Genomic DNA, 23493 nt, shown 5'->3' with positions numbered 1-23493 from the left:
GAGGGTTTCCTCCGGTTTCCTGTGTGTCACTGAGGGGTGACACCACGGTAGGAAGGGAGGGAGACGGACGACAAGCGAGAAAGGCTGCGTGGATGCGCAGCATCGCTGCGTCTTCACGGACAGACACGCACGAGGCGTGCGCATAGAAGGCGTCATTCCGGTGCCGCGTGGGTGGCACCGGCTTCCGGGCTTTCCGGGAGGAGATGGGACAGTACCATCACGCTGATCGTCTTCCGGATGAACGGCTCGGCGCGAATACGCTCCAGCACCTCCTCGAAGTGCTCCACGTCTCGCGCCCGCACATGCAGCAGCGCGTCGGCGCCGCCGGTCACCGTCATGGCCGCCGTGATCTCCGGATGGTTGCGGACGACCTCCGCCAGGCGCCGGGGCGGGGCCGCGCCCTCGCAGTAGACCTCCACGTACGCCTCGGTGCGCCAGCCGAGCGCGGAGGGCTTCACCGTCGCCGTGAACCCGGTGACCACCCCGGTCTCCCGCAGCCGGTCCACCCGGCGCTTGACCGCGGTCGCGGACAGCCCGATCGACGCACCGATCTCGGCGAAGCTGGTCCGGGCGTTCGCCATCAGCGCTGTGATGATCTTGCGGTCGAGGTCGTCGAACGAGGGCGTCCTGCTGTTCATGCGGGCACTGTAGTCAGCGGCGCCCCGCGGACGGACTCACGACCGGGTGACGATCATGCCGAGTGTCAGCAGGCCCAGCACCACCCAGCCGAACCACAGCCAGCCGTTGCTGCCGAGCGCGACCGTGTAGGCGGTCACGACGACGAGCCCGCCGACCGTGAGCGCCCCCATCGTCTTGGTGGAACCGTTCGTGGAACCGGGCATCGCGACACCCTCCTCATGGTCCGTCCATGACCATGGTGCCTCGGTTCCCGCCCGAACGGCATACCGCGGACTCAGCCCTCCCGCGCGTTCAGCGAGGCCAGATAGGCGTTGTACGCCTCCAGCTCCTTGTCGCCGTCCCGGTCGGCGGCCCGGTCCTTGCGCTTCGCCTGCCGCTGCTCGGAGCCGTACCACTGGAACAGCAGTGCGATCAGCACCAGCACGGACGGGATCTCGCTGAACGCCCAGGCGATGCCGCCGGCCGCGTTCTGGTCGGACAGCGCGTCGATGCCGAGGGAGGCGGGCGGATTCTCGAACGTCTTGACCATCGGCGTCGACGCCATCATCAGCGCGATGCCGAAGAACGCGTGGAACGGCATGCCCGCGAACAGCTCCAGCATCCGCAACAGGTGCCCCGGCCGGTGCGGACCCGGGTCCACGCCGATGATCGGCCAGAAGAACACGACGCCGACCGCGAGGAAATGCACCATCATCGCGAGGTGACCGGCCCTGGACCCCATCAGGAAGTCGAAGATCGGGGTGAAGTACAGGGCGTACAGGCTCGCGATGAACAGCGGGATGGTGAACGCCGGGTGTGTGATGACCCGCATGTACCGGCTGTGCAGCATCGCCAGCAGCAGCTCGCGCGGACCCTTGCGGCCCTTCCCGGCGGCCGGCAGCGCGCGCAGCGCCAGGGTCACCGGGGCGCCGAGCAGGATCAGGATCGGCGACAGCATGCTGATCACCATGTGCTGCACCATGTGCACGCTGAACATGACCATGCCGTAGTCGTTCAGCCTGGTGCACATCACCAGTGCGACGGTGAGCACACCGACGACGTACGAGACGGTACGGCTCACCGGCCAGGCGTCCCCGCGCCGCCGCAGCCGTACGACGCCCCAGCCGTACAGACCGAGCCCCACCAGGCAGCCGACCAGGAAGAACGGGTCGGCGGACCACTCGAGACCCCGCCCCAGCGTGAACGGCGGCAGATCCATGGTCATGCCGTGCCCGCTGTGATCCATCCGACGGCTCCTGATTCGTGGAGGTTGTGCGTGTTGTCCGCCCCCAGAGTAGAACCGCCCCCGGTCACGTCCGTGACCGGGGGCGGTATGTCCTCGGCCGGACTACAGGACGCACTCCGCCTCGTCGTACCGCTCGGAGGGCACCGTCTTCAGCGTCTGAACGGCCTCCGCCAGCGACACCATCACGATGTCGGTCCCGCGCAGCGCCGTCATCATGCCGAACTCACCCCGGTGCACGGCCTCCACCGCATGCCACCCGAACCGCGTGGCGAGCACCCGGTCGTACGCCGTCGGCGTGCCACCCCGCTGCACATGGCCGAGGATCACCGGCCGTGCCTCCTTGCCCAGCCGCTGCTCCAGCTCGATCGACAGCTGCCGCGCGATCCCCGCGAAGCGCTCGTGGCCGTAGACGTCCTTGCCGCCCTCGTCGAACTCCATGGAGCCCGGACGCGGCTTGGCCCCCTCCGCGGCGACCACGATGGCGAACCGCTTGCCCGCCTCGAACCGCTCACCGACCTTCTTCGTCAACTCGTCGATGTCGAAGGGCCGTTCCGGTACCACGACGGCGTGGGCGCCGGCCGCCATGCCGGAGTGCAGCGCGATCCAGCCGGTGTGGCGGCCCATGACCTCCACGATCAGCACACGCTGGTGCGACTCGGCGGTCGTCTTCAGCCGGTCGAGCGCCTCCGTCGCCACGGTCACCGCGGTGTCGAAGCCGAAGGTGACGTCCGTGACGGCGATGTCGTTGTCGATGGTCTTGGGCACGCCCACGATCGGCAGCCCGTTGTCCGACAGCAGCCGGGCCGCCTTCAGCGTGCCCTCGCCGCCGATCGGGATGATCGCGTCCAGACCGAGTTCCGCGACATGGCCCCTGGCCCGCTCCACGCCGTCCCGCAGATGCTCCGGGCGGACCCGCGAGGAGCCGAGAATGGTGCCGCCGCGAGCCAGGATGCCACCCACGGCGTCCAGGTCGAGCTTGAGGTAGTCGCACTCCAGGAGGCCCTTCCAGCCGTCCCGGAAACCGATGACCTCGTCGCCGTGGTCGGCGACGGCACGGTGCACGACGGACCGGATGACGGCGTTCAGGCCGGGGCAGTCGCCGCCGGACGTGAGGACACCAATGCGCATAGCCCGATTTACCTTCTCAACGTGGGCCGGGAAACCGGACCACGTTGTCCGGCGGATTCCCGGCCACCCTACCGGCGTGACCGGGTGGCTCCGTAGCGGGCGTCCGCCTGCTGGACGCGCCCGCACATGTGAGCGGACGGCCTGTCAGGCGGGCCCGCGACGGAGCCTGCCGGAAGGCGCTGCAGAACCCCTCCAGCGCCACTGGAAGCACCCCTGTGCACGCTGCTGAGCAGCAACGTTCACGCGCGCTGCTGCGCAGCAGTGTTCACGCGGGCTGCTGCGCAGCAGTGTTCACGCGGGCTGCTGCGCAGCAGCGATGCGCTCGTTGCGAAGCGCCTCGTACCAGCGGTCGTCGATCGGCGGCAGCGCGTTGACGTCGAGTGCGAGCTTGAGCAGCAGGTCGGCGATCTGCGGGTTGCGGGCGAGGACCGGCCCGTGCATGTACGTACCGAAGACGGTCCCGTTGTACGCGCCCTCCGTGCCGTCCCCGGTGCCGTTGCCCTTGCCGATCTGCACCCGGGCGAAGGGGCGGGCGGTGGCACCGAGGTGGGTGACGCCCTGGTGGTTCTCGAAGCCGGTCAGCGGGGGCAGGCCCAGCTGCGGGTCGATGTCCGCGAGCACGTCGCCGACGCAGCGCTCGCCCTCGCCGCGCACCGACACCACGTCGAGCAGGCCGAGGCCCGGCTCCCGCTGGCCGAGGTCGTTGATGAACTCGTGGCCGAGGATCTGGTAGCCGGCGCAGACGGAGAAGACGATCGCGCCGTTCTGCACCGCCCGGTGCAGATGGCCGTCCCGGCGCAGCCGCTCGGCCGCGAGCCGCTGCGGCCGGTCCTCGCCGCCGCCGATCAGGTAGATGTCGCCGGAGGTCGGGATCGGCTGGTCGCTGCGCACGTCCAGCCGGGCCACGTCCAGGCCGCGCTGCCGGGCCCGGCGCTCCACGACGAGGGCGTTGCCCTGGTCGCCATAGGTGCTCAGCAGGTCCGGGTAGATCCACACCAGCCGCAGTTGGTTGTCGCTCATGAGGTGATCGCCCTTCGAAGATCAGTTGCCGACGCGGCGGCGCAGGTCCTGGAACGCGGTGTAGTTCGCGATGACCTCGATCCGGCCCGGCGGGCACATCTGCACGGCCTGGTCGAGGTTCTCGCAGACCTGGAAGTGCTGGTTCGCGACCTCCAGGCGGACGGCGAGGTCCAGCTTCCGGTCGCCGATGACGAAGATCGGGTGGCCGGTCAGCCGCGTGTAGTCGACGTCCCACAGCCAGGAGGTGTCGGTGCCGTCGGCCCCACGCGCGTTCACGGACAGGATCACCGGGGCGGGCGGCGGGTCGATCAGGGAGAACGTCTCCAGCCAGCCGGCCGGGTTCTTCGCCAGCAGCAGGCGCAGGTCCCGGTTCTGGAACTGGACGACGTCGTACCGTCCGGCCACGGCCTGCACCTGGTACATCCGCTCCAGGGCGACCTGCGGCGGCACCCCGAAGACGGCGGCCACGGCCGCGGAGGAGGCCGCGTTCGCCTTGTTGGCACGGCCCGGCAGCTGCAGGTGGATGGGCCAGGCGGACCCGTGCGGGTCCAGTACGTGGTCCCCGGACAGCGCCCAGGTCGGCGTGGGCCGCCGGAACCCGCACTCACCGCAGAACCAGTCGTCACCCGGGCGCTGCATCACGCCACCGCACGACGGGCAGGACCAGGCGTCGTCCTTCCACATCTGCCCGGCCGCGACCCAGATCACGTTCGGGGAGGAGGACGCGGCCCACACCACCAGCGGGTCGTCGCAGTTGGCGACGATCACGGCCTTGGACCCGGCCAGACCCTCGCGCCAGTTCTCGGCGAGCATGCGGGTCTCGGCGGCGCGGTCCAGCTGGTCGCGGGAGAGGTTCAGCAGGGCGATGCACTTGGGGCCGGTGTCACGGGCCACACCGGCCAGGTACTTCTCGTCGACCTCGATGACACCGAACTTCGCGTCCGAGCCGCCCGCGAGCGCGGAGGTGATACCGGCCGGCATGTTGGCGCCGAGCGCGTTCGACACGACAGGGCCCGCGGCGCGCAGCGCCTCCGCGATGAGCCGGGTGGTCGTGGTCTTGCCGTTGGTCGCGGACACCAGGACGACGTCCAGGTTCTGGGCGAGCCGCCCGAGCAGGTCGGGGTCGAGTTTCAGCGCGACCCGGCCACCGATCACCGACCCGCTGCCGCGCCCCGCGGCGCGCGATGCCGCAGCGACCGCCTTGCCCGCGGTCACGGCCAGCTTGGCCCGCGGCGAGAGCGGGTCCGAGTTGCCTGCCATCAGTTCTCGATCCTCCTTGCGTACGCGCCGCGCCTGGGGCCATCCGGCAACGTGGTGTGGACCTCAGCCTATCGAGATCCATTCGCACACCCGAATCCCGGCCCATGCCAGTGCGGCGGGCATGAGCTGAACGAACCGTACCCTTGCCGCCATGCGACACGGCTCGATCCCGGGCGCCCACGGGCGCGTCCGGCCCCTTTCCCTGCTCGGTGACCCCGTCCTGCGCGAGCCCTGCCCGGAGGTCACGGACTTCGGTTCCGAACTGGCCGACCTCGTGGAGGACTTGTTCGCGACCATGTACGCGGCACGGGGGGTGGGCCTGGCCGCGAATCAGGTGGGGGTGCCTTTGCGGGTGTTCGTGTACGACTGTCCCGACGACGAGGACGTCCGTCACCTGGGTCATGTGGTGAACCCCCGTCTGGTCGAGACGGACGGCGTGGTGATCCGCGGCCCGGAGGGCTGCCTGTCCCTGCCGGGCCTGGAGGCGGGGACGGAACGCCACGACCATGCGGTGGTCGAGGGCTTCACGGTGACGGGGGAGCCGGTCACCGTGCACGGCACCGGCTTCTTCGCCAGGTGTCTGCAGCACGAGTGCGACCACCTGGAAGGCACGGTGTACGCCGATCACCTCACGGGGTGGCGCAAGCGCAGACTGAACAGGCGGATCGAGCGGGCGTCATGGCACCGGCCGGGTGGGCCCGCTCAGGGGCGCGGGGACCTGCGGGACCGGCCCCCACACACCCGCACGTGAGGGACGGGGGTCAGAACCCCGGACCCCCGATCCTGTCGCCCGCGGCCGCTAGGCGCCCCCACAGCAGATCCGCCAGCGACCGCACCAACTCGGCCCGGGAGCACGGCCGCTCCCCGAGCCACCAGTCCCCGGCCGCGTGCATCATCCCGACGATGCCGTGGCCCCAGACCCGGGCGAGCCGCTGACTCTCCGGTCCGAGATCGACTCGCTCCTCGATGACCTGGGCCAGCTCCTCGCCCATCCGCCGGAGCAGCGGAGCGCTGTGCTTGCCGACGTCGAAGCCCTGGTCGACCCCTGTGCTGCCCTCCGACGGGTGCATCAGGAACCGGTACACCTGAGGCCGGGCCTCGATCGCCGCGAGGTACGTGTCCAGCGTGGACTCGACCCGCTCCCGTCGATCGGCGGGAGCGTCCAGCGCCGCCCGCAGGGAGTCGAGCAGCGCGTCGGTGTGCCGCTTGGCAAGCGCCGCGTAAAGTCCGCCCTTGTCGCCGAAGTGGCGGTAGAGGATCGGCTTCGTGATTCCCGCCTCCGCCGCGATCGCGTTCATCGACGCCTGCGGGCCGTCGCGCAGCACCACCCGGTCCGCGGCCTCCAGCAACTCGCGCCGTCGGCGGTCGGCGGACCGCTGCTGGTCGGTCCGCTGCGTGGTGTCCATGTGCTCTCCCCACCCGTGCTGATTCGGTGACGCCTGCGCAAACTAACACTGACTGTGCCTCTGACATCGAACGGGATACCGAGGCGTCATCAGCGGTTGACTTTTCCTACCCGTCAGTAACAGACTCGGGTTACCGCTAGTAACATCGCACTGCCGCCGCTGGAGGGGACATGGCCGAGTTCACCATGGAGCTGAACGACGAACAGAAGGAAGTCCGGGACTGGCTCCATGGCTTCGCGGCGGACGTGATCCGCCCCGCGGCCGCCGAGTGGGACGAGCGCGAGGAGACTCCCTGGCCGGTCATCCAGGAGGCCGCGAAGGTCGGCATCTACTCCCTCGACTTCTACGCACAGCAGTACTTCGACCCCACCGGCCTCGGCATCCCGATGGCCATGGAGGAGCTGTTCTGGGGCGACGCGGGCATCGCCCTCTCCATTGTGGGCACGGGTCTGGCCGCCGTGGGCGTTCTCGCCAACGGAACCGAGGAACAGATCGGCACCTGGATCCCGCAGATGTACGGCGACCAGAACGACGTCAAGGTGGCCGCGTTCTGCTCCTCCGAGCCCGACGCCGGCTCCGACGTGGCCTCCCTGCGCACGCGGGCCGTCTACGACGAGGCCAAGGACGAGTGGGTGATCAACGGCACGAAGACCTGGGCGACCAACGGCGGCATCGCCAACGTCCACGTCGTCGTCGCCGTGGTCGACCCGGAGCTGGGCTCCAAGGGCCACGCCTCCTTCATCGTCCCCCCGGGCACGCCCGGCCTGGCGCAGGGCCAGAAGTTCAAGAAGCACGGCATCCGTGCCTCGCACACCGCCGAGGTCATCCTCGACGACGTCCGCGTGCCCGGCTCCTGCCTGCTCGGCGGCAAGGAGAAGCTGGACGAGCGGCTCGCCCGCGCCCGGGAGAGGGCGAAGGCCTCCGGCGGGGAGAGGGTCAAGAACGCGGCGATGGCGACGTTCGAAGCCTCGCGGCCGGCCGTGGGCGCGATGGCGGTCGGCACCGCCCGGGCCGCGTACGAGGTCGCCCTCGACTACGCCAGGACCCGTGAGCAGTTCGGCCGGCCGATCATCGACAACCAGGGCGTCGCCTTCCAGCTCGCCGACATGCGGACGCAGATCGACGCGGCCCGGCTGCTGGTGTGGCGGGCCTCGTGGATGGCGATCAACGGCAAGCCGTTCACGGCGGCCGAGGGGTCGATGTCCAAGCTCTTCGCCAGCGAGACCGCGAAGAAGGTGACCGCGCAGGCCATTCAGATCCTGGGCGGCAACGGGTACACACGGGAGTACCCGGTGGAGCGGATGCACCGGGACGCCGCGATCTACACGATCTTCGAGGGGACGAGCGAGATCCAGCGGCTGGTCATCGCCCGGACCTTGGCGGGGATGCCCATCCGGTAGTGCCGTCGGGGTGCGGGTGCGCTGCGCGTGCCGGCGCGTCGTGGCCTGTCGCGCAGTTCCCCGCACCCCTTCCGGCCGGGACTCTCACCGGTGCCGCAACGGTGTGAGCTGCTCGATGTCGTACTTCGCCCGCAGAGCCTCGATGGCCTCGTGGTCCGGCGGGCCGCCGTTGCCCAGGATCTCCAGCAGCTCCTCGAAATAGCGCTCGTGATCCGGTGGGGGAGACGCCTGGAAGAACATCCTCGCCGGGGTGTCCGTCGGGTTGGCGAAGGCGTGAGGGCAGCCCGGGGGTACGACGATGACCGTGCCCGGGGTGGCCCGTACGACTCTGCTGCCCGAACTCGACTCCCACTTCTGCCAGTTGTCGGGGGTACGGATGCGGGGCTCGAAGGCGAGCACGTCCAGCTCGCCCTCGAGGACGTAGAACAACTCCTCGCTGCGGGTGTGCACGTGCGCGCCGACGTCGAAGCCCGGCGGGACCTCCACCTCGAAGGTGGAGGCCATCCGCGAGTGGGTGCCGGTGACCTTGAACGTCACCCGCTGGGCGGGCGTCTCGACGACACGTCCGTGGCCCGGTGGTACGAGCAGCCCCTCGATCGGTGCCGCCTCCCGGTTCGGTGCGTCCGCCTGGGTCGGTGCCCTCCCCCGGGCCGCGGGCCCTTCGGGTACCGCCAGTCCTTCGGTCGTCGTCATAAGGCGCTCACCACGTCACGGGAAGGGCCTCGGGGCCCCGGATCAACGCGCCCTTGCGGAAGGGCACCTGATCCGGTGGCACGGCCAGCTTCAGGCCCGGGACACGGTCCAGCAGGGCGTCCACCAGGAGTTCCGACTCCAGCCGGGCCAGCATGCCGCCGGGGCAGTAGTGCGGGCCGTGGCCGAACGCCACATGCGGGTTCGGGTTGCGGGAGAGGTCGATGGTCTCCGGGTCCGGGAAGACGTCCGGGTCGCGGTTGGCGGCCAGGTAGGAGACGTAGACCGGGTCGCCCGCGCGGATGCGGGCGCCGGAGATCTCCACGTCCTCCAGGGCGATCCTGGACAGCCCGACCGCGTTGCGGTGCGGGATGTAGCGCAGGAGTTCGTCGATGCCCCTGGGGCGCGTCCTGGGCTCGTCGCGCAGCTGTTCGGCCAGCTCGGGACGGGTCAGCAGCAGGTAGAACATCTGCCCGCTGTTGTTGGTGACCGCCTCGCCGCCGATCTGGAGCAGGACGGCGAGGCCGACGGCCTCCTCGAGGGCGACCTCGCCCCGGCCCACGGCGGCACCGAGCAGCGAGGTGACGTCCTCGGCCGTGCTGTTCTCGCGCAGCCCGATCAGGTCGGAGAAGTAGGCGCTCATCTCGCGCTTCGCCTTCTCGCTGACCTCCTTGCCGTGCGCGGAGGACAGGATCAGCTGGGTCCAGAGGTGCATCCGGTGCCGGTCACCGGACGGCACGCCCATCAGCTCGCAGATCACGGCGATGGGGAACGGGCTGAGGACCGCCGCCGTGAGATCGGCGGGCGGGCCGTTCTTGAGGAGTTCGTCGACCAGCTCGTCCAGCATGGCGCGCGCCTCGTCGCGGACGCGTTCCACACCCTTCGCCGTGAAGGCGGCGGCGACCGAGCGGCGCAGCCGGGTGTGGTCGGGCGGGTCGAGGAAGCCGACCGCGCCCGGGTCGGGGATGAAGTGCGGGGCGAGCCGGGTCACCGTCGTCGCCATGACCGCCTCACGGCTGAACCGGGGGTCGTTGGTCACCCTGCGCACGTCGTCGTACCGGGTGACCAGCCAGGCCCAGCCCTCGCCGTTGGGCAACTGGACGCGGGTGACCGGGCCCTCGCGCATCAGCTCGGTCAGCACCGGGTCGAAGTCCGTCCCGGTCAGGTCGAGCGCAGGCCATGGCCGGACCGGGGGCATGGTCTCGGTGAGCGTGTCGTCGATCATCGCCCGTCTCCGTCGGAGGAGACCCAGCGGCCCACCGTCATCTCGGCGGTGATGCCGGGTCCGAACCCGGCGAGCAGGCCACGCGCCCGGTCCTCGGCGCCGCCCTCGTCGAACAGCCGGCGCAGCGCGTCCAGGACGACGGCGCTGGCGATGTTGCCGTACTCGGTGAGCGTGGCCCGGCTGAACCGGAACGCCTCCGGTTCGACCTGCAGGAACTTGCTGAGGTCGTCGAGTATTCGGGGACCGCCCGCGTGGATGATGTAGAAGTCCAGGTCGGACGCGTCCCAGCCGTGCGTGCCGGCCAGGTCCTTCAGCGCCGGGGCGAGCGGCTCCATGGTCGTCGGCACCCGCTTGTCCAGCAGGAAGTGGAAGCCGGTCGCCCGGACGTCGTAGGCGATCCAGTCCTCCGTCTTCGGGATCAGGTAGGAGCCGTTGCGCTCCAGCCGGACACCCGTGCCGCCGTGTCCGCGCACCACGGCGGCGGCGATGCCGTCGCCGAACAGGCCGTTGGAGAGCAGCGAGCCGACGCCGAGGTCGGTGGGCTGGTAGCACAGCGAGCAGAACTCGCAGGCCACGATCAGAGCGTTGGCGTTCGGGTAGGCCGAGCAGAAGTCGTGGGCCCGGTTGATCGCCGCGCCGCCGGCCGCGCAGCCCAGCTGGGCTATCGGGAGCTGGCGGGTGGTGCTGTCGAAGTCCATCTCGTTGATCAGCCACGCCGTGAGCGAGGGCATCATGAAGCCCGTGCACGACACGTAGATGATCACGTCGATGTCGCTGGTGAGCAGCTCGGCGTCGTCGAGCGCGCGCTGGATCACCGCGGGGACCCGGGCCTTGGCCTCGGCCTCGTAGAGCTTGTTGCGCTCCTCGAAGCCGGGGTGCTTGAGGGTTTCCTCGATGGGCTGCACGATGTGCCGGGTCTTCACGCCCGTGTTCTCGATCAGCCGCAGGGCGAGTGCCAGTTGAGGGTGGTCCGCGTGGCGGGAGCGCGCCAGCTCCAGCGTCTCCTCCATCGTGATCACGTGCTCCGGGACCGACACCGAGGGTCTGCACAAAGTCGCCATGAACCGTCCCTGCTTTCCGCGCGCCGGCGGGCCTTCGCCCACCGATCCGTAGGTGGTTCACCTCTGTGGGTGCTCCACCCACCGTCACCCGAGAGGGCGACGATCTCGCGTTGGGTTACTCCGAATCGGGGACCCCGGGTGTGGCTCGAAGGACGATCTGTGCGGCCGGACGAGGGAGAACGCCGTGACCACCGTTACGGCGAAGGAAGTGCCGACACGCGTGCTGAGCAGCTACGGAGCGCCGCTGCTGTGGGCGATGCAGGCCACGTCGATACGGTCCGCCAGCTTGGCCAGCTCGATGGTCAGCGCGGCCACCGTGTCCTCGTCCAGCCCCTGCTCCCCGGCCTCGACGAGATGCAGCCACCGCCCGCCCACGGTCCGCAACAACTTACTCACGTCGGCCGCAGCGACCTGCAAGGTACCGCGGTCGTCGACGATCAGAGGCAGGGTCACTTCGCGGTTCACAAAAGGGGATGGTAGCCGCGCAGTGCTCACGCACCCTGCCAAACCGTGGTGATGTTGCAGAACTCGCGGATTCCGTGCCCGGACAGCTCACGCCCGTACCCCGACCGCTTCACGCCGCCGAACGGGAACGCCGGATGGGAGGCGGTCATCCCGTTGACGTAGACGGCACCCGCCTCCAGGTCCCGCGCGAACCGCTCCACCTCGTTCTCCTCCCGCGTCCACACGTTCGAACTCAGTCCGAAGGGCGAGTCGTTGGCGATCAGAATCGCCTCCTCCAGGTCACCGGCCCGGTACAGCGTGGCGACCGGCCCGAACGCCTCCTCGCGATGGATGCGCATCTCCCGGGTGATGCCGGCGAGCACGGTCGGCGGGTAGTACCAGCCGGGCCCGTCCGGCCGCTCCCCGCCGCACAGCACCTCGGCCCCGCTGCGCCTCGCGTCGTCGACCAGCTCCTCCAGGTCGTCCCGCCCCCGCTCGCTGGAGAGCGGCCCGATCTCGGTGTCCTCCTCCAGCGGGTCGCCGACCTTGAGGGCCTGCATGCCCGCGACGAACTTCTCGGCGAAGGCGTCGTAGACGTCGGTGTGCACGATGAACCGCTTGGCGGCGATGCAGGACTGTCCGTTGTTCTGTACGCGCGCGGTCACCGCGACCCGGGCCGCTCGGTCGAGGTCCGCGGAGGGCATCACGAGGTAGGGGTCGCTCCCGCCCAGCTCCAGCACCGTCTTCTTGATCATCTCCCCGGCGGTGGACGCGACCGCCCGGCCCGCGGGCTCGCTGCCCGTCAGGGTGGCCGCCTTCACCCGCTCGTCGCGCAGGATGTCGTCCACCGCGCCGGAGCCGATCAGCAGCGTCTGGAAACAGCCCTCCCCAAAGCCCGCCCGGTGGAACAGGTCCTCCAAGTACAGGGCCGTCTGGGGGACGTTGGAGGCGTGCTTGAGCAGGCCCACGTTGCCCGCCATCAGCGCGGGCGCGGCGAACCGGACCACCTGCCAGAGGGGGAAGTTCCACGGCATCACGGCGAGGACGGGTCCGAGCGGCCGGTAGCGGACCTGGACCCGCGAGGCGCCGGAGTCCTTCACGTCCGCGTCGGCCGGCTCCTCGTCGGCCAGCAGCCCCTCGGCGCGTTCCGCGTACCAGCGCATGGCCTTGGCGCACTTCGCGGCCTCCGCCCGCGCCTGCTTGACCGGCTTGCCCATCTCGGTGGTCATGATCCTGCCGATCTCCTGCTGGTCCTCGTCCAGCAGGTCGGCGGCCTTGTTCAGCAGCCGCGCGCGTTCGGCGAACGTGGTCGTCCGGTACGTGCGGAAGGTGGCCTCGGCGAGCTGGAGCCGGCGTTCCAGCTCCTCCTCGCCCATGGGCTCGTACGTCTTGAGCGTCTCGCCGTTCGCCGGGTTCACCGTCGCGATGGGCATGGCTGACCTCCCTGGGAGCGGGCTTGCTTCGACCTTCGCGCGCGGCACGGCCGACCGCAACGCGTGAGGCCCTGTTCAGCCCGAGTGCTCCGCCAGGCGGTCGAGAAACGCGGCCTGCGCCGGGATGACCACCTCACGGGCCCGGTCCAGAGCGAGCCACGCCACCCGGTCCAGCTCCGGGAACTCCTGTGTCCGGCCGGACCTCGGCGGCCACTCCATGGTGAAGGTCCCCGGGTTGATCGACTCCGGGTCGAGGTCCGCCTCGACCGCCCACGCCGTGACGATCTTGCCGTTGCTCTGCACGACCTCGCCGAGCGCCACGGCCTCCCCGTCGGGCGGCGCCAGCCCCAGCTCCTCCTGGAACTCCCGCCGGGCCGCCTCCCAGGCGGGCTCGTCCGGCTCGTACTCGCCCTTCGGTACGGTCCACGCGCCCGCGTCCTTCTTGGCGAAGAACGGACCGCCCATATGCCCGAGCAACACCTCCAACCCCGCGTCGGTGTGCCGGAACAGCAGTAGACCCGCGCTGCGCTTCGTCGCACGCACCGTCACGGCAGGACCTCCGGGTGAGCCGCCAGCAGGGCCTCCACCGTATCGGCGTCCTCAGGCCGTTTGTCCTCGCGGTAGCGGACCACGCGGGCGAAGCGCAGGGTGACACCGGCCGGGTAGCGGGAGGAGCGCTGCAGACCGTCGTAGGCGATCTCCACGACGAGCTCGGGGCGGACCCGCACCACCCAGCCGTTGTCCTCGACCGCCAGTTCCCGCAGCCGCTCGGTCTGCCAGGCGAGCATGGCGTCGGTCATGCCCTTGAAGGTCTTGCCGAGCATGGCGAAGCCGCCGTCGGGGGTGCGGGCGCCGAGGTGGAGGTTGGAGAGCTTGCCGGTGCGGCGGCCGTGTCCCCACTCGGCGGCCAGCACCACCAGGTCGAGGGTGTGGACGGGCTTGACCTTCAGCCAGGAGGCGCCGCGCCGGCCCGCGCTGTACGGCGCGTCCAGCGCCTTGACCACCACGCCCTCGTGGCCGCGGGCCAGGGTGTCGGCGAGGAACCGTTCCGCCTCCGGGATGTCCCGCGGCCCGGCGGCCACCGTGCGCCGGACCCGCATCGGCTCGGGCACCAGCCGGGCCAGCTCCGCGTGCCGTTCGGCGAAGGGCAGGTCGAGGAGGTCGCGGCCGTCGACGGAGAGGGCGTCGAAGAAGACGGGGGAGACCGGGACCTCCTCGGCGGCCTTCGCCACGTCCGTCCGGGAGCCGACCCGGCCCGCCGTCTCCTGGAAGGAGCGGGGCCGGCCCGCGCCGTCGAAGGAGATCACCTCGCCGTCCAGGATGAAGCGCTCGCCCCGCAACGCCCGTGCGGCGGCGGTCACTTCCGGCAGCCGGTCGGTGATGTCGTCCAGCGTGCGGGTGTGGACGCGGACCGTGTCGCCGTCCCGGTGGACCTGGACCCGGATGCCGTCCAGCTTCTCCTCTACCGCGCAGGCCCCCAGTTTCTCCACCGCCTCGGCGACCGAGGAGGCGCTGTGCGCCAGCATCGGCAGCACCGGGCGGCCCACGGTGAGCCGGAACCGGTCCAGCGCCCCGGGCCCCTCGCCGAGCAGGGCCTGGGCCACCGTCTGCAGCGACCCGGCGAGCATCACCGCCCGCCGTACGTCCGCCGGGTCCGCGCCGGTCGCCTGGGCGAGCCCCTCCACGGCGACCGCGTCCAGCGCGCCCTGCCGGACCTCGCCGGTGAGCAGGCCCAGCAGGAAGCGCTGTTCCTCCTCGGTGGCCGCGCCCATCAGCTCCCCGACGAGCCGCGCCCGCTCCGCCTGGGAGCCCGGCCCGGCCACCTTGCCCAGCTCGGAGAGCCGGGCGTCGACCTCCCGGACGGTGAGGGAGGGCTCGGCCGCCGGCGGGACCGGCCGGCCGAGCACCTTCCAGCCGACGCCGAGCCGGCCCTGCGGCAGCCGTCCGGCCAGATAGGGGATGACGATCGGCACGTCGTCCGCCTCCGCCTCCCGGAACAGCTCCGCGAGCAGCGCGGTCTTGCGGGACCGGGCCGCCGTTGCGGCCACCTCCCGGGACACCTGGGCGAGCCGGCTCAGCAGCATGGAGTCATGGTGCCTCAGCGCTCAGCCGGACGCACATGCCTCAGCCGCGGGTACGTCGTGGCCGGCGCGGGGCGGTACCCGCACCTCAGGCACCGTCCCGTGCCCCTTCGGCGCTGCTGTCCAGGTCGGCCATGAGCAGCTCCCCGTTGATCGCGGCGCCCGCCCGGTAGCCCCGGCTGACCGCGTTCACCACCTGCTCGGCGAATCCACTGGCGTTGCCCGCCGCCCACAGCCCGGGCACGCTCGTCAGGCCCCGCTCGTCGATGACCGGGTAGGCACCGAAGGGCGTCTCGGCGAGCTGCGCGCCCAACCGGACCAGCAGGTCGTTGTTGGGCACGGGGCGCGGGGCGGCGTACAGCACCTCGCGGTCGTGGACCGTGCCGTCCGCGAGCCGGATCCCGGTGAGCCGGTCGTCGGCGACGACGAGTTCCGCGACCCGGCCGGGCACGACCGTGACCCCGGCGGCGGCCAGCCGGCGCAGGTCGTCGTGGCTCAGCTCCGACTCGCTCACCTCGTGCAGGAAGAACCGCACGTCCTTCGACCACTGCGTGACCATCAAGGCCTGGTGCACGCCGAGCACGGAGGTCGCGAGCACCCCCGTCGGCAGGTCGCGCACCTCCCAGCCGTGGCAGTACGGGCAGTGGACCACATCCCGGCCGAACCGCTCGGCCAGCCCCGGGACCGGCGGCAGCTCGTCGCGCAGGCCGGTGGCGATCACCAGCTGCCGGGCCCGTACGGTCCGGCCGTTCGCCAGCTCCACCGTGAAGCCCGCGCCGTCCCTGCCCGCGTCCACGGCCCGGTCCCGGACCAGCTCCACTCCGTACCGGGCGATCTCCTCCCGCCCGACGGCCAGGAACTCGGCCGGGGACATGCCGTCCCGGCTCAGATAGCCCTGCATGTGCGCGGACGGCGCGTTGCGCGGCTCCCCCGCGTCGACGACCAGCGTGCGGCGCCGGGCCCGGCCCAGCACCAGGGCGGCGGACAGCCCGGCCGCACCGCCTCCGACGACGACCACCTCGTAGCTCTCGGTCATGTGACCACCTCCGCTCCCGACGGTGGCCCCGGTCCTGCGGCATTGACAAACGAACTTGCCGAACCTGCAATACGGGCATGAGTACCGACGACGTTCTCGCCGAGGTGGGCCCGCGACTGCGGCGCATGCGCAAGGAGCGGGAGGTGACCCTCGCCGCGCTGTCGGAGGCGACGGGGATCTCCGTGAGCACTCTCTCCCGGCTGGAGTCCGGCCTGCGCAGGCCCAGCCTGGAACTGCTGCTGCCGATCGCCCGGGCCCATCAGGTGCCGCTGGACGAGCTGGTCGGTGCCCCGCCGGTCGGTGATCCGCGGGTGCGGGCCCAGCCCGTCCAGCGCTACGGCCGCACCTTCTGGCCGCTGACCCGCCAGCCCGGCGGACTGCAGGCCTTCAAGGTCCTCGAACCGCAGCGCAACCAGGAGCCGGAGCCGCGCTCCCACGAGGGCTACGAGTGGCTGTACGTGCTGTCGGGGCGGCTGCGGCTGGTCCTCGGCGAGAACGACGTGGTGCTGTCGCCGGGGGAGGCCGCGGAGTTCGACACACGCGTGCCGCACTGGTTCGGCTCGACGGGGGAGGGGCCCGCGGAGTTCCTCAGTCTGTTCGGGCCTCAGGGAGAGCGCATGCATGTCCGGGCGCGCCCCCGCAGGCCGTGACACACGCGTCACCGGCGGACTGTTCCCTGATCGGCAAGCGACCGCTTAGTATGCCGTCGGACCCGGTCAGAGAAGCAGCTCCCGTGGAGGCCCCGCATGCAGGCATGGCAAGTGCACGAGAACGGCGAGCCGAGCGAGGTGATGCGCCTGGCGGAGGTGGAGCGGCCCACGCCCGGTGACGGCCAGGTGCTGTTGCGCGTGCGGGCCGCCAACATCAACTTCCCGGACGCGCTGATGTGCCGGGGCCAGTACCAGGTACGTCCGCCGCTGCCCTTCACACCGGGCGTGGAGATCTGCGGCGAGACCGAGGACGGCCGCCGGGTGATCGCCAACCCCACGCTGCCGCACGGCGGTTTCGCCGAGTACGCCGTCGCCGACGCCCGCGCCCTGCTGCCCGCGCCCGAGTCGCTGGACGACGCGGAGGCCGCGGCGCTGCACATCGGCTACCAGACCGGCTGGTTCGGCCTGCATCGCCGGGCCCACCTGGAAGCGGGGGAGACCCTGCTCGTGCACGCCGCCGCCGGTGGTGTCGGCAGTGCGGCCGTGCAGCTCGGCAAGGCGGCCGGAGCCACCGTGATCGGCGTGGTCGGCGGCGCCGAGAAGGCCGCCGTCGCCCGGAAGCTGGGCTGTGACGTTGTCGTCGACCGCCGCGACCAGGACGTGGTCGCGGCCGTGAAGGAGGCGACCGGCGGGCGGGGCGCCGATGTGATCTACGACCCCGTGGGCGGCGATGCCTACGCCCAGTCCGCCAAGCTGGTCGCCTTCGAGGGGCGGATCGTCGTCGTCGGCTTCGCCAGCGGCACCATCCCGAGCCCGGCGCTGAACCACGCCCTGGTGAAGAACTACTCGATCGCGGGCCTCCACTGGGGCCTGTACAACACCAAGAACCCGAAGCTGGTCCTCCAGTGCCACGAGCAGCTCACCGAGCTGGCCGCGCGGGGTGCGATCAAGCCGCTGGTGAGCGAGCGGGTCCCGCTGGCCGACGCCGCCACGGCCGTGCAGCGGGTCGCCGACGGCGTGACCACCGGCCGGGTGGCCGTCGTCCCCGAGAAGGGAGCCATCGCATGACCGACGCCGAGGAACTGCGCAGCCGCACAAGGGAGTTCCTGGCAGCGCACCCGCCCGCCACGACGGACCGCACGGAGTTCCTCCGGGCCCGCTTCGACGCCGGCCTGGCCTGGGTGCACTACCCGGAGGGCCTCGGTGGCCTGGCCGCCCCGCGCTCCCTCCAGGCCGTCGTGGACGCCGAGCTGGAGGCCGCGGGCGCGCCCGACAACGACCCCCGGCGCATCGGCATCGGCCTCGGCATGGCCGCGCCGACGATCCTGAAGTACGGCACGGAGGAGCAGAAGCGCCGCTATCTGCGTCCGCTGTGGACGGGGGAGGAGGTCTGGTGCCAGCTCTTCAGTGAGCCCGGCGCCGGTTCCGACCTGGCCGCCCTCGGCACCCGCGCCGTACGGGAAGGCGACGACTGGGTGGTCAACGGGCAGAAGGTGTGGACGTCCAGCGCCCACGTCGCCCGCTGGGCCATCCTCATCGCCCGCACCGACCCGGACGTGCCCAAGCACGCCGGCATCACCTACTTCCTCTGCGACATGACCGACCCCGGTGTCGAGGTGCGGCCGCTGCGCCAGATCACCGGGGAGGCCGAGTTCAACGAGGTCTTCCTCACCGACGTCCGCATCCCCGACGCCCGTCGCCTCGGCGAGGTCAGCGACGGCTGGCGGGTCGCCCAGACCACGCTGAACAACGAGCGCGTCGCCATCGGCGGCATGCGGCTGCCCCGCGAGGGCGGCATGATCGGCCCGGTCTCGAAGACCTGGCGCGAACGCCCCGAGCTGCGCACCCACGACCTGCACCAGCGACTGCTGAAACTGTGGGTCGAGGCCGAGGTCTCCCGCCTGACCGCCGAACGCCTGCGCCAGCAGCTCGTCGCCGGCCAGCCAGGCCCCGAGGGCGCCGGCATGAAGCTCGCCTTCGCCCGCCTCAACCAGGAGATCAGCGGCCTCGAGGTCGAACTCCGCGGCGAAGAAGGCCTGTTGTACGACGACTGGACCATGCGACGCCCCGAGCTGGTGGACTTCACCGGCCGCGACGCCGGCTACCGCTACCTCCGCTCCAAGGGCAACAGCATCGAGGGCGGGACCACCGAGGTCCTGCTGAACATCGTCGCCGAGCGCGTCCTGGGCCTGCCCGCCGAGCCGCGCACCGACAAGGACGTCGCCTGGAAGGACCTGGCCCGATGAGCACACAGCCGGATCTTCTCTACTCCGAGGAGGAAGAGGCGCTGCGCGCCGCCGTCCGCGACCTGCTCACGGACCACTGCGCCGCCGCGGACGTCATCGCCCGCAGCGAGTCGGACGCCCCGCACGACCTCGCCCTGTGGAAGTCCCTCGCCGACGGCATGGGTCTCGCCGGCCTCCTGGTGCCCGAGGCGCAGGGCGGCCAGGGCGCGTCCCACCGGGAAGTCGCCGTGGTGCTGGAGGAGTTGGGCCGGGCGGTCGCCCCCGTGCCGTATCTCACCAGCGCCGTCGTGGCCACCGAGGCCTTGCTCGCCTGCGGCGACGAAGAGCTGCTGGGGCAGCTGGCCTCCGGGCGGACCATCGGTGCCCTCGCGGTCGGGCTGCACTCCGCTGCGGGCGCCGCCTTCGCCGTCGTACGCGCCGGGAACGGCGTCCTGCACGGCGAACTGACCGGGATCGCGGACGCCGCCGTCGCCGACGTCCTGCTCGTCCCGGCCGACGACGGCGGCCTGTACGCCGTGGCCGCCGACGCGGTGACCATCACCCCGCAGGCCTCCCTCGACCTGACCCGGCCGCTCGCCACCGTCACCCTCGAGGGTGCGGCCGGCCGCCGGGTCGGCGACGCCGAACCCGCCGTACGCCGGGCCCTGCGCGCCGCCGCCGGACAGCTCGCCTCGGAGCAACTGGGCGTGGCCGACTGGGCGTTGACCGAGACGGTCCGGTATCTGAAGGTCCGCAAGCAGTTCAACCGGCAGGTCGGCGGCTTCCAGGCGCTCAAGCACCGGCTCGCCCAGCTCTGGCTGGAGGTCGTCAACCTCCGTGCGGCCGCCCGCGCCGCCGCCGACGCGCTGGCCTCGGGCGAGGACGCCGACGTCTCGGTCGCCGTAGCGCAGGCGTACGCGGCGCCCGTCGCCGTCCATGCCACCGAGGAGGCGGTGCAACTGCACGGCGGTATCGGTATGACCTGGGAACACCCGGCCCACCTGTATCTGAAGCGGGCCAAGGCCGACTCGATCGCCTACGGCACCGCGGGCGCCCACCGCGAGGCGCTGGCCGGACTGGTCGGCCTCCAGGCACCCTGACGCACCACGGTGAAGCCCGCCCCACCTGGGGCGGGCTTTGTCGTGCGCCCACCGCGGTGAAGTGAACAGAGGGCGGTAGTCCGGCCAACTCTGCGCCCCAGAGGGCCCGTTGGGCGGGAAACGCACGCATACTCTCCCCGGTCCCGTCCGGCACCTCATGGGAGGCAGCGCATGGCCCTCACCACCCGTCGCAGAGCCCTCACCACCCTCGGCGCCGCCCTCGCCGGCGCGGTCGCCGTGCCCACCGCGCAGGCGTGGGCGGCCGGCGGCCACCGCGGCAGGCGCCCGCTGTGGCACGCCCACGCCCACAACGACTACGCGCACCCGCGCCCCCTCTACGACGCGCTCGACCACCGCTTCGGCAGTGTCGAGGCCGACATCTTCCTCGTCGGCGATCAGCTCCTCGTCGGCCACGACGCCACCGAGCTGGATCCGTCCCGCACCCTGGAGTCCCTCTACCTCGACCCGCTCGCCGCCCGTGTGCGGGCCAACCACGGCACCGTCCACCGGGGTGGGCGCCGGCCACTGCAACTCCTCATCGACATCAAGACCGAGGGCGCGTCGACGTATCTCGAACTGGACCGCCACCTCAGGCGCTACCCGCGCCTGTTCACCCGGTACGCGCACGGCCGCGTCCACCCCGGACCGGTCACCGCCGTCGTCTCCGGCGACCGCGCGGCCCGTACGCCGATGGAGGCGCAGACCGAGCGCCGCGCCTTCTACGACGGCCGGCTCACCGACCTCGGCGGCAGCGCCCCCGCCGCCTTCGCCCCGCTGATCAGCGACAACTGGACGCTGAACTTCACCTGGCTGGGCGACGGGCCCTTCCCGGACGCGGAGCGGCAGAAGCTGCGCGGCATCACCGCCGCCGCTCATGCGCGCGGGCAGCGGATCCGCTTCTGGGCGACCCCGGACACGGCCGGTCCGGCCCGGGACGCCCTGTGGACGGAGCTGCTCGCCGGGGGCGTCGACCACCTCAACACCGACGACCTCGCCGGCCTGGAGGCCTTCCTCGACGCCCACCCCTCCGCGTAAGACCACACGATCGGAGGACACGTCAGCCGCCCGGCGGAACCCTCCGCTACGCCACACTTGCGGCCGAACGCCGCTCCTGGGCGTGGCGGAGGAGGTTCCCGATGGCCGTTTCCATCTCTGTGGTACTGCTGCTCCTGATCCTGGCCGTGGTCTTCATGCGCAACGGCGCGCTGAAGATCTCCCACGCCCTGGTCTGCATGCTGCTCGGCTTCTATCTGGCCAGCACGAGCATGGCGCCCACGATCCACAGCGGGCTCACCGCCACCGCGGAACTGGTGAGCAGCCTGCGGCCCTGAGGACGCGGGGCCGGGTCAGCCGGCCGAGAAGACCCCGATGCCGTTCGGCACCGGGCGCTCGGCGCCGCCGCTCGGGTGGTTGCGGACCGTCACGGCGGTGGCGTCCTCGTCGCGGGTGACCAGCTCCGTCGAGCCGCCGCCGTCGAGGTTGAACGCGTCGGACGCGCCCAGTGCCCGCATGGTGTCCGCCTCCTCCGCGACGGTCATGCCGGTCCGGTAGGCCTCGGCCCCGTCCAGCGCCAGGACCAGCAGTTGCTGTCCGCCGCCCTTGAAACCCACGACCGTGCGGACCGCCGAGGCGGTCCCGTCCAGGCCGGACAGCGGCTTGCCGTCGCGCAGGACGGGGAAGCCGCCGATCGCGAACGTGTACGGCACCCCGGACGTGGCCGCCACCAGGGTGTGGGTGACGGTCACCGGGTCACCCACCGAGAGCCTGCGCAGCCGCTGCGCGCCCTCCTCGCGGCCCAGCAGGACCGTGGTGTCCGCAGCGATCGAGCCGCTGCCCGGGGCGTCGGACACGGAGACCACCCGGCCGCCCTTCACCTGCACCTCGTAGGTGTCGGCGCTGCACGGCGCCGCCCGCTGGGTGTCGGTGCCGCAGACGGCGCGCTCCCGGGAGGCGCTGCCCCACTTCGCGGTGAAGGCGCCGACGGAGTCCAGCGGGAGCGCGTACTGGTTGAGGCCCTTGAGGGGCAGCCGCCCCTCCGGCGTGCCGACGGTGCCGACGAGGGAGAGGCGGTCGAGGCGGGCCCGCCGGTCGGTGCCCACGCCGAAGACGTCCTGGGTGTCCGTGCCGGAGGGGAGTGCCGGCCCGAACCGCTGGCCCTTGGGCACCGCCGCCTTGAGCACCTGCCCGTCCGCGACGGCCGGTCCGACGGGCGCGCCGGTGGCCGGTACGCCCGGGTGCTGGGTCTCGGTGATGTTGAAGAAGTCACCGTTGACGCCGGCGACGGCTCCGGCCGAGTCCGCCAGCCGGGAGACGGTGGCCCGGGCCGCCACCGCACCCGGGTGGAGCAGGCCGACCCTCACGTGCGGATTGCCCAGGTCGACCGTGAGCAGATGCGCGTGCGCGATACCCGCGGCCGCGGCGACGTCGAACTGCCGGTAGGTGACGCCCGGCGCGATCCGCCGGCCGGCCGGCGCGGCACCGGCCGGTGCCGCACCCGCCAGGGCCGCGCCGGCCAGCACACCGAACGCCGTGACCGCCGTGAGAACCGCTCTGCCCGCTGCCGAATGCCTGCGACGTCCGGTCACCGTGCCCCCTGATGTCTCGTCAACTTCCCTTGCTCCCAAGGGCAGTGGACCAGACGGTGGGGACCGACGGGACGACTAGACGTCGACTACGCGAGAACGGGTGAGAAAACGCACCCCCTCGGGTGCCTCCAGCGAGAAACCGCTGCCCCGTCCCGGAACGACGTCGACGATCAGCCGGGTGTGGCTCCACGCCCGGTACTGGCTCCGCGACATCCAGAAGGTGACGGGCTCCTCGACGCCGTCCACCGACAGCTCCGCCAGCAGCACGTCCGAGTCGCCGGTGCGGAACTCGCCGTCCGGATAGCACATCGGCGCGCTGCCGTCGCAGCAGCCGCCGGACTGGTGGAACATCAGCGGGCCGTGCTCGGCGCGCAGCCGGCGCACCAGTTCCGCGGCCCGCGGGGTGAGTTCGACGCGGGGGACTTCCTCTTCCATGTCACCGTCCTGGAGAGCGGGGGCGCCGGATCCGGTCCAGTCTCACGGATCCTCATGAACCCGTCCAGAACGCGTCGTTGCCCGCCTGCTGCTGCGGACGGGCGGCGAGAGCAGGAGGGCGGCCGGTTGAGAGGATGGGGTCATGCACGCGTTCCTCGACCTGCCCCGGCCCCGCTTCGTCCCACCGGGGGAACACCCGCTCTGGGACGAGGCGCTGGCCGTCGTCAACCGGGACCTGGCCGTGACCCGGCCCGAGCAGGGTCCGCTGCGCCTCATCGCCTACCCCGGCGGGGCGGAGGGCGAGGCGGAGCAGCTCTACGTGGCCCTGGCGAACGGGGACGCGCACGGCAACTCCCTGGGGCCGGAGTCGACCGCCGCCGGAGCCCTCCTGGCCGTCGCCGAGGCCGCCCAGGACACCGTCATGGAATGCCTGTGGCAGGCGTGGCCGGT

25 protein-coding genes are annotated in these 23493 nt (G+C 71.7%); 8 read left to right on the top strand and 17 right to left on the bottom strand.

Annotated elements, in window-relative coordinates:
• Positions 1-152 precede the first annotated feature (152 nt).
• From ACGFRF_RS03655 to ACGFRF_RS03630, 6 genes are all read right to left on the bottom strand, one after another.
• Positions 153-638 (bottom strand): Lrp/AsnC family transcriptional regulator, encoded by a 486-nt coding sequence (locus ACGFRF_RS03655; RefSeq protein ID WP_393736815.1) that lies wholly within the window; start codon positions 636-638, stop codon positions 153-155.
• A gap of 36 nt (positions 639-674) precedes the next feature.
• A complete protein-coding gene (locus tag ACGFRF_RS03650; RefSeq protein WP_393736813.1) occupies positions 675-842 on the bottom strand; it encodes a hypothetical protein in 168 nt (55 codons plus the stop codon).
• Positions 843-913: 71 nt separating this feature from the next.
• The gene (locus ACGFRF_RS03645) at positions 914-1864 is read right to left on the bottom strand and encodes a cytochrome c oxidase assembly protein (protein ID WP_393736811.1); all 951 of its coding nucleotides are present in this window, start codon (positions 1862-1864) and stop codon (positions 914-916) included.
• Between the two features lie 102 nt (positions 1865-1966).
• Positions 1967-2992: a 6-phosphofructokinase gene (locus ACGFRF_RS03640; RefSeq protein WP_393736809.1), complete on the bottom strand. Its 1026-nt coding sequence runs from the start codon at positions 2990-2992 to the stop codon at positions 1967-1969.
• A gap of 291 nt (positions 2993-3283) precedes the next feature.
• Positions 3284-4012: a type 1 glutamine amidotransferase gene (locus ACGFRF_RS03635; RefSeq protein WP_393736807.1), complete on the bottom strand. Its 729-nt coding sequence runs from the start codon at positions 4010-4012 to the stop codon at positions 3284-3286.
• Positions 4013-4033: 21 nt separating this feature from the next.
• Positions 4034-5272 carry a MurT ligase domain-containing protein gene (locus ACGFRF_RS03630; protein WP_393736805.1) on the bottom strand — a complete coding sequence of 413 codons (1239 nt, stop codon included), beginning with the start codon at positions 5270-5272 and terminating at the stop codon, positions 4034-4036.
• 151 nt (positions 5273-5423) lie between these two features.
• On the opposite strand from ACGFRF_RS03630, the gene def reads away from it, so the two are divergent.
• A complete protein-coding gene (gene def / locus ACGFRF_RS03625; protein ID WP_393736803.1) occupies positions 5424-6023 on the top strand; it encodes a peptide deformylase in 600 nt (199 codons plus the stop codon).
• 10 nt (positions 6024-6033) lie between these two features.
• On the opposite strand, the gene ACGFRF_RS03620 is transcribed toward def, so the two are convergent.
• Positions 6034-6678, bottom strand: coding sequence for a TetR family transcriptional regulator (locus ACGFRF_RS03620; RefSeq protein WP_393736801.1), 645 nt, complete (start codon positions 6676-6678; stop codon positions 6034-6036).
• A gap of 170 nt (positions 6679-6848) precedes the next feature.
• On the opposite strand from ACGFRF_RS03620, the gene ACGFRF_RS03615 reads away from it, so the two are divergent.
• Positions 6849-8078 (top strand): acyl-CoA dehydrogenase family protein, encoded by a 1230-nt coding sequence (locus ACGFRF_RS03615; protein ID WP_393736799.1) that lies wholly within the window; start codon positions 6849-6851, stop codon positions 8076-8078.
• An 84-nt stretch (positions 8079-8162) separates the two neighbouring features.
• Here ACGFRF_RS03615 and ACGFRF_RS03610 read toward each other — a convergent pair whose 3' ends face one another.
• From ACGFRF_RS03610 to ACGFRF_RS03575, 8 genes are all read right to left on the bottom strand, one after another.
• Positions 8163-8771, bottom strand: coding sequence for a cupin domain-containing protein (locus tag ACGFRF_RS03610; protein WP_393736797.1), 609 nt, complete (start codon positions 8769-8771; stop codon positions 8163-8165).
• Between the two features lie 7 nt (positions 8772-8778).
• A complete protein-coding gene (locus ACGFRF_RS03605; protein WP_393736795.1) occupies positions 8779-9993 on the bottom strand; it encodes a cytochrome P450 in 1215 nt (404 codons plus the stop codon).
• Entirely contained in the window at positions 9990-11054 is a 1065-nt protein-coding gene (locus ACGFRF_RS03600) for a type III polyketide synthase (RefSeq protein WP_393736793.1), read from the bottom strand. The genes ACGFRF_RS03605 and ACGFRF_RS03600 overlap by 4 nt, the downstream gene beginning before the upstream one ends.
• Positions 11055-11285: 231 nt before the next feature.
• Positions 11286-11519 carry a DUF6213 family protein gene (locus ACGFRF_RS03595; protein WP_073894992.1) on the bottom strand — a complete coding sequence of 78 codons (234 nt, stop codon included), beginning with the start codon at positions 11517-11519 and terminating at the stop codon, positions 11286-11288.
• Positions 11520-11545: 26 nt separating this feature from the next.
• Positions 11546-12931, bottom strand: a complete 1386-nt coding sequence (locus ACGFRF_RS03590) for an NADP-dependent succinic semialdehyde dehydrogenase (RefSeq protein WP_393736791.1) — start codon at positions 12929-12931, stop codon at positions 11546-11548.
• A gap of 75 nt (positions 12932-13006) precedes the next feature.
• Positions 13007-13480, bottom strand: coding sequence for an NUDIX domain-containing protein (locus ACGFRF_RS03585; RefSeq protein WP_393736789.1), 474 nt, complete (start codon positions 13478-13480; stop codon positions 13007-13009).
• Positions 13477-15015 (bottom strand): ATP-dependent DNA ligase, encoded by a 1539-nt coding sequence (locus tag ACGFRF_RS03580; RefSeq protein ID WP_393736787.1) that lies wholly within the window; start codon positions 15013-15015, stop codon positions 13477-13479. Before ACGFRF_RS03580 ends, ACGFRF_RS03585 begins: the two co-directional genes overlap by 4 nt.
• Positions 15016-15100: 85 nt before the next feature.
• A complete protein-coding gene (locus ACGFRF_RS03575; protein WP_393736785.1) occupies positions 15101-16048 on the bottom strand; it encodes an NAD(P)/FAD-dependent oxidoreductase in 948 nt (315 codons plus the stop codon).
• 77 nt (positions 16049-16125) lie between these two features.
• Here ACGFRF_RS03575 and ACGFRF_RS03570 point away from each other — a divergent pair, with 77 nt between their 5' ends.
• The 6 genes from ACGFRF_RS03570 (at position 16126) to ACGFRF_RS03545 (ending at position 21354) form a co-directional block, all read left to right on the top strand.
• Complete coding sequence (locus tag ACGFRF_RS03570; protein WP_393736783.1) at positions 16126-16698, top strand: helix-turn-helix domain-containing protein; 573 nt, start codon at positions 16126-16128, stop codon at positions 16696-16698.
• 96 nt (positions 16699-16794) lie between these two features.
• Entirely contained in the window at positions 16795-17766 is a 972-nt protein-coding gene (locus tag ACGFRF_RS03565) for an NADPH:quinone oxidoreductase family protein (protein WP_393736781.1), read from the top strand.
• Positions 17763-18944, top strand: a complete 1182-nt coding sequence (locus ACGFRF_RS03560; RefSeq protein ID WP_393736779.1) for an acyl-CoA dehydrogenase family protein — start codon at positions 17763-17765, stop codon at positions 18942-18944. Before ACGFRF_RS03565 ends, ACGFRF_RS03560 begins: the two co-directional genes overlap by 4 nt.
• A complete protein-coding gene (locus tag ACGFRF_RS03555; protein ID WP_393736777.1) occupies positions 18941-20023 on the top strand; it encodes an acyl-CoA dehydrogenase family protein in 1083 nt (360 codons plus the stop codon). Before ACGFRF_RS03560 ends, ACGFRF_RS03555 begins: the two co-directional genes overlap by 4 nt.
• Before the next feature lie 171 nt (positions 20024-20194).
• Positions 20195-21058 carry a phosphatidylinositol-specific phospholipase C/glycerophosphodiester phosphodiesterase family protein gene (locus ACGFRF_RS03550; protein WP_393736775.1) on the top strand — a complete coding sequence of 288 codons (864 nt, stop codon included), beginning with the start codon at positions 20195-20197 and terminating at the stop codon, positions 21056-21058.
• 101 nt (positions 21059-21159) lie between these two features.
• Positions 21160-21354, top strand: a complete 195-nt coding sequence (locus tag ACGFRF_RS03545) for a hypothetical protein (protein WP_393736773.1) — start codon at positions 21160-21162, stop codon at positions 21352-21354.
• Positions 21355-21369: 15 nt separating this feature from the next.
• On the opposite strand, the gene ACGFRF_RS03540 is transcribed toward ACGFRF_RS03545, so the two are convergent.
• Complete coding sequence (locus ACGFRF_RS03540) at positions 21370-22542, bottom strand: phosphodiester glycosidase family protein (RefSeq protein ID WP_393737100.1); 1173 nt, start codon at positions 22540-22542, stop codon at positions 21370-21372.
• A gap of 141 nt (positions 22543-22683) precedes the next feature.
• Complete coding sequence (locus ACGFRF_RS03535; RefSeq protein ID WP_393736771.1) at positions 22684-23043, bottom strand: DUF779 domain-containing protein; 360 nt, start codon at positions 23041-23043, stop codon at positions 22684-22686.
• Between the last annotated feature and the right edge of the window lie 450 nt (positions 23044-23493).

Origin of the sequence: Streptomyces sp. NPDC048521 (assembly GCF_043199855.1) — a bacterium.
Classification (GTDB): Bacteria; Actinomycetota; Actinomycetes; order Streptomycetales; family Streptomycetaceae; genus Streptomyces.
Note: the sequence above shows the minus strand (reverse complement) of the source record. Positions and strands in the feature narration are given on the sequence as shown.

Excerpts from the sequence above, each read along its gene's own strand:
- ACGFRF_RS03655 (WP_393736815.1), bottom strand. The coding sequence starts at position 638 with ATGAACAGCAGGACGCCCTCGTTCGACGACCTCGACCGCAAGATCATC.
- ACGFRF_RS03650 (WP_393736813.1), bottom strand. The coding sequence starts at position 842 with ATGCCCGGTTCCACGAACGGTTCCACCAAGACGATGGGGGCGCTCACG.
- ACGFRF_RS03645 (WP_393736811.1), bottom strand. The coding sequence starts at position 1,864 with ATGGATCACAGCGGGCACGGCATGACCATGGATCTGCCGCCGTTCACG.
- ACGFRF_RS03640 (WP_393736809.1), bottom strand. The coding sequence starts at position 2,992 with ATGCGCATTGGTGTCCTCACGTCCGGCGGCGACTGCCCCGGCCTGAAC.
- ACGFRF_RS03635 (WP_393736807.1), bottom strand. The coding sequence starts at position 4,012 with ATGAGCGACAACCAACTGCGGCTGGTGTGGATCTACCCGGACCTGCTG.
- ACGFRF_RS03630 (WP_393736805.1), bottom strand. The coding sequence starts at position 5,272 with ATGGCAGGCAACTCGGACCCGCTCTCGCCGCGGGCCAAGCTGGCCGTG.
- def (WP_393736803.1), top strand. The coding sequence starts at position 5,424 with ATGCGACACGGCTCGATCCCGGGCGCCCACGGGCGCGTCCGGCCCCTT.
- ACGFRF_RS03620 (WP_393736801.1), bottom strand. The coding sequence starts at position 6,678 with ATGGACACCACGCAGCGGACCGACCAGCAGCGGTCCGCCGACCGCCGA.
- ACGFRF_RS03615 (WP_393736799.1), top strand. The coding sequence starts at position 6,849 with ATGGCCGAGTTCACCATGGAGCTGAACGACGAACAGAAGGAAGTCCGG.
- ACGFRF_RS03610 (WP_393736797.1), bottom strand. The coding sequence starts at position 8,771 with ATGACGACGACCGAAGGACTGGCGGTACCCGAAGGGCCCGCGGCCCGG.
- ACGFRF_RS03605 (WP_393736795.1), bottom strand. The coding sequence starts at position 9,993 with ATGATCGACGACACGCTCACCGAGACCATGCCCCCGGTCCGGCCATGG.
- ACGFRF_RS03600 (WP_393736793.1), bottom strand. The coding sequence starts at position 11,054 with ATGGCGACTTTGTGCAGACCCTCGGTGTCGGTCCCGGAGCACGTGATC.
- ACGFRF_RS03590 (WP_393736791.1), bottom strand. The coding sequence starts at position 12,931 with ATGCCCATCGCGACGGTGAACCCGGCGAACGGCGAGACGCTCAAGACG.
- ACGFRF_RS03580 (WP_393736787.1), bottom strand. The coding sequence starts at position 15,015 with ATGCTGCTGAGCCGGCTCGCCCAGGTGTCCCGGGAGGTGGCCGCAACG.
- ACGFRF_RS03575 (WP_393736785.1), bottom strand. The coding sequence starts at position 16,048 with ATGACCGAGAGCTACGAGGTGGTCGTCGTCGGAGGCGGTGCGGCCGGG.
- ACGFRF_RS03570 (WP_393736783.1), top strand. The coding sequence starts at position 16,126 with ATGAGTACCGACGACGTTCTCGCCGAGGTGGGCCCGCGACTGCGGCGC.
- ACGFRF_RS03565 (WP_393736781.1), top strand. The coding sequence starts at position 16,795 with ATGCAGGCATGGCAAGTGCACGAGAACGGCGAGCCGAGCGAGGTGATG.
- ACGFRF_RS03560 (WP_393736779.1), top strand. The coding sequence starts at position 17,763 with ATGACCGACGCCGAGGAACTGCGCAGCCGCACAAGGGAGTTCCTGGCA.
- ACGFRF_RS03555 (WP_393736777.1), top strand. The coding sequence starts at position 18,941 with ATGAGCACACAGCCGGATCTTCTCTACTCCGAGGAGGAAGAGGCGCTG.
- ACGFRF_RS03550 (WP_393736775.1), top strand. The coding sequence starts at position 20,195 with ATGGCCCTCACCACCCGTCGCAGAGCCCTCACCACCCTCGGCGCCGCC.
- ACGFRF_RS03545 (WP_393736773.1), top strand. The coding sequence starts at position 21,160 with ATGGCCGTTTCCATCTCTGTGGTACTGCTGCTCCTGATCCTGGCCGTG.
- ACGFRF_RS03535 (WP_393736771.1), bottom strand. The coding sequence starts at position 23,043 with ATGGAAGAGGAAGTCCCCCGCGTCGAACTCACCCCGCGGGCCGCGGAA.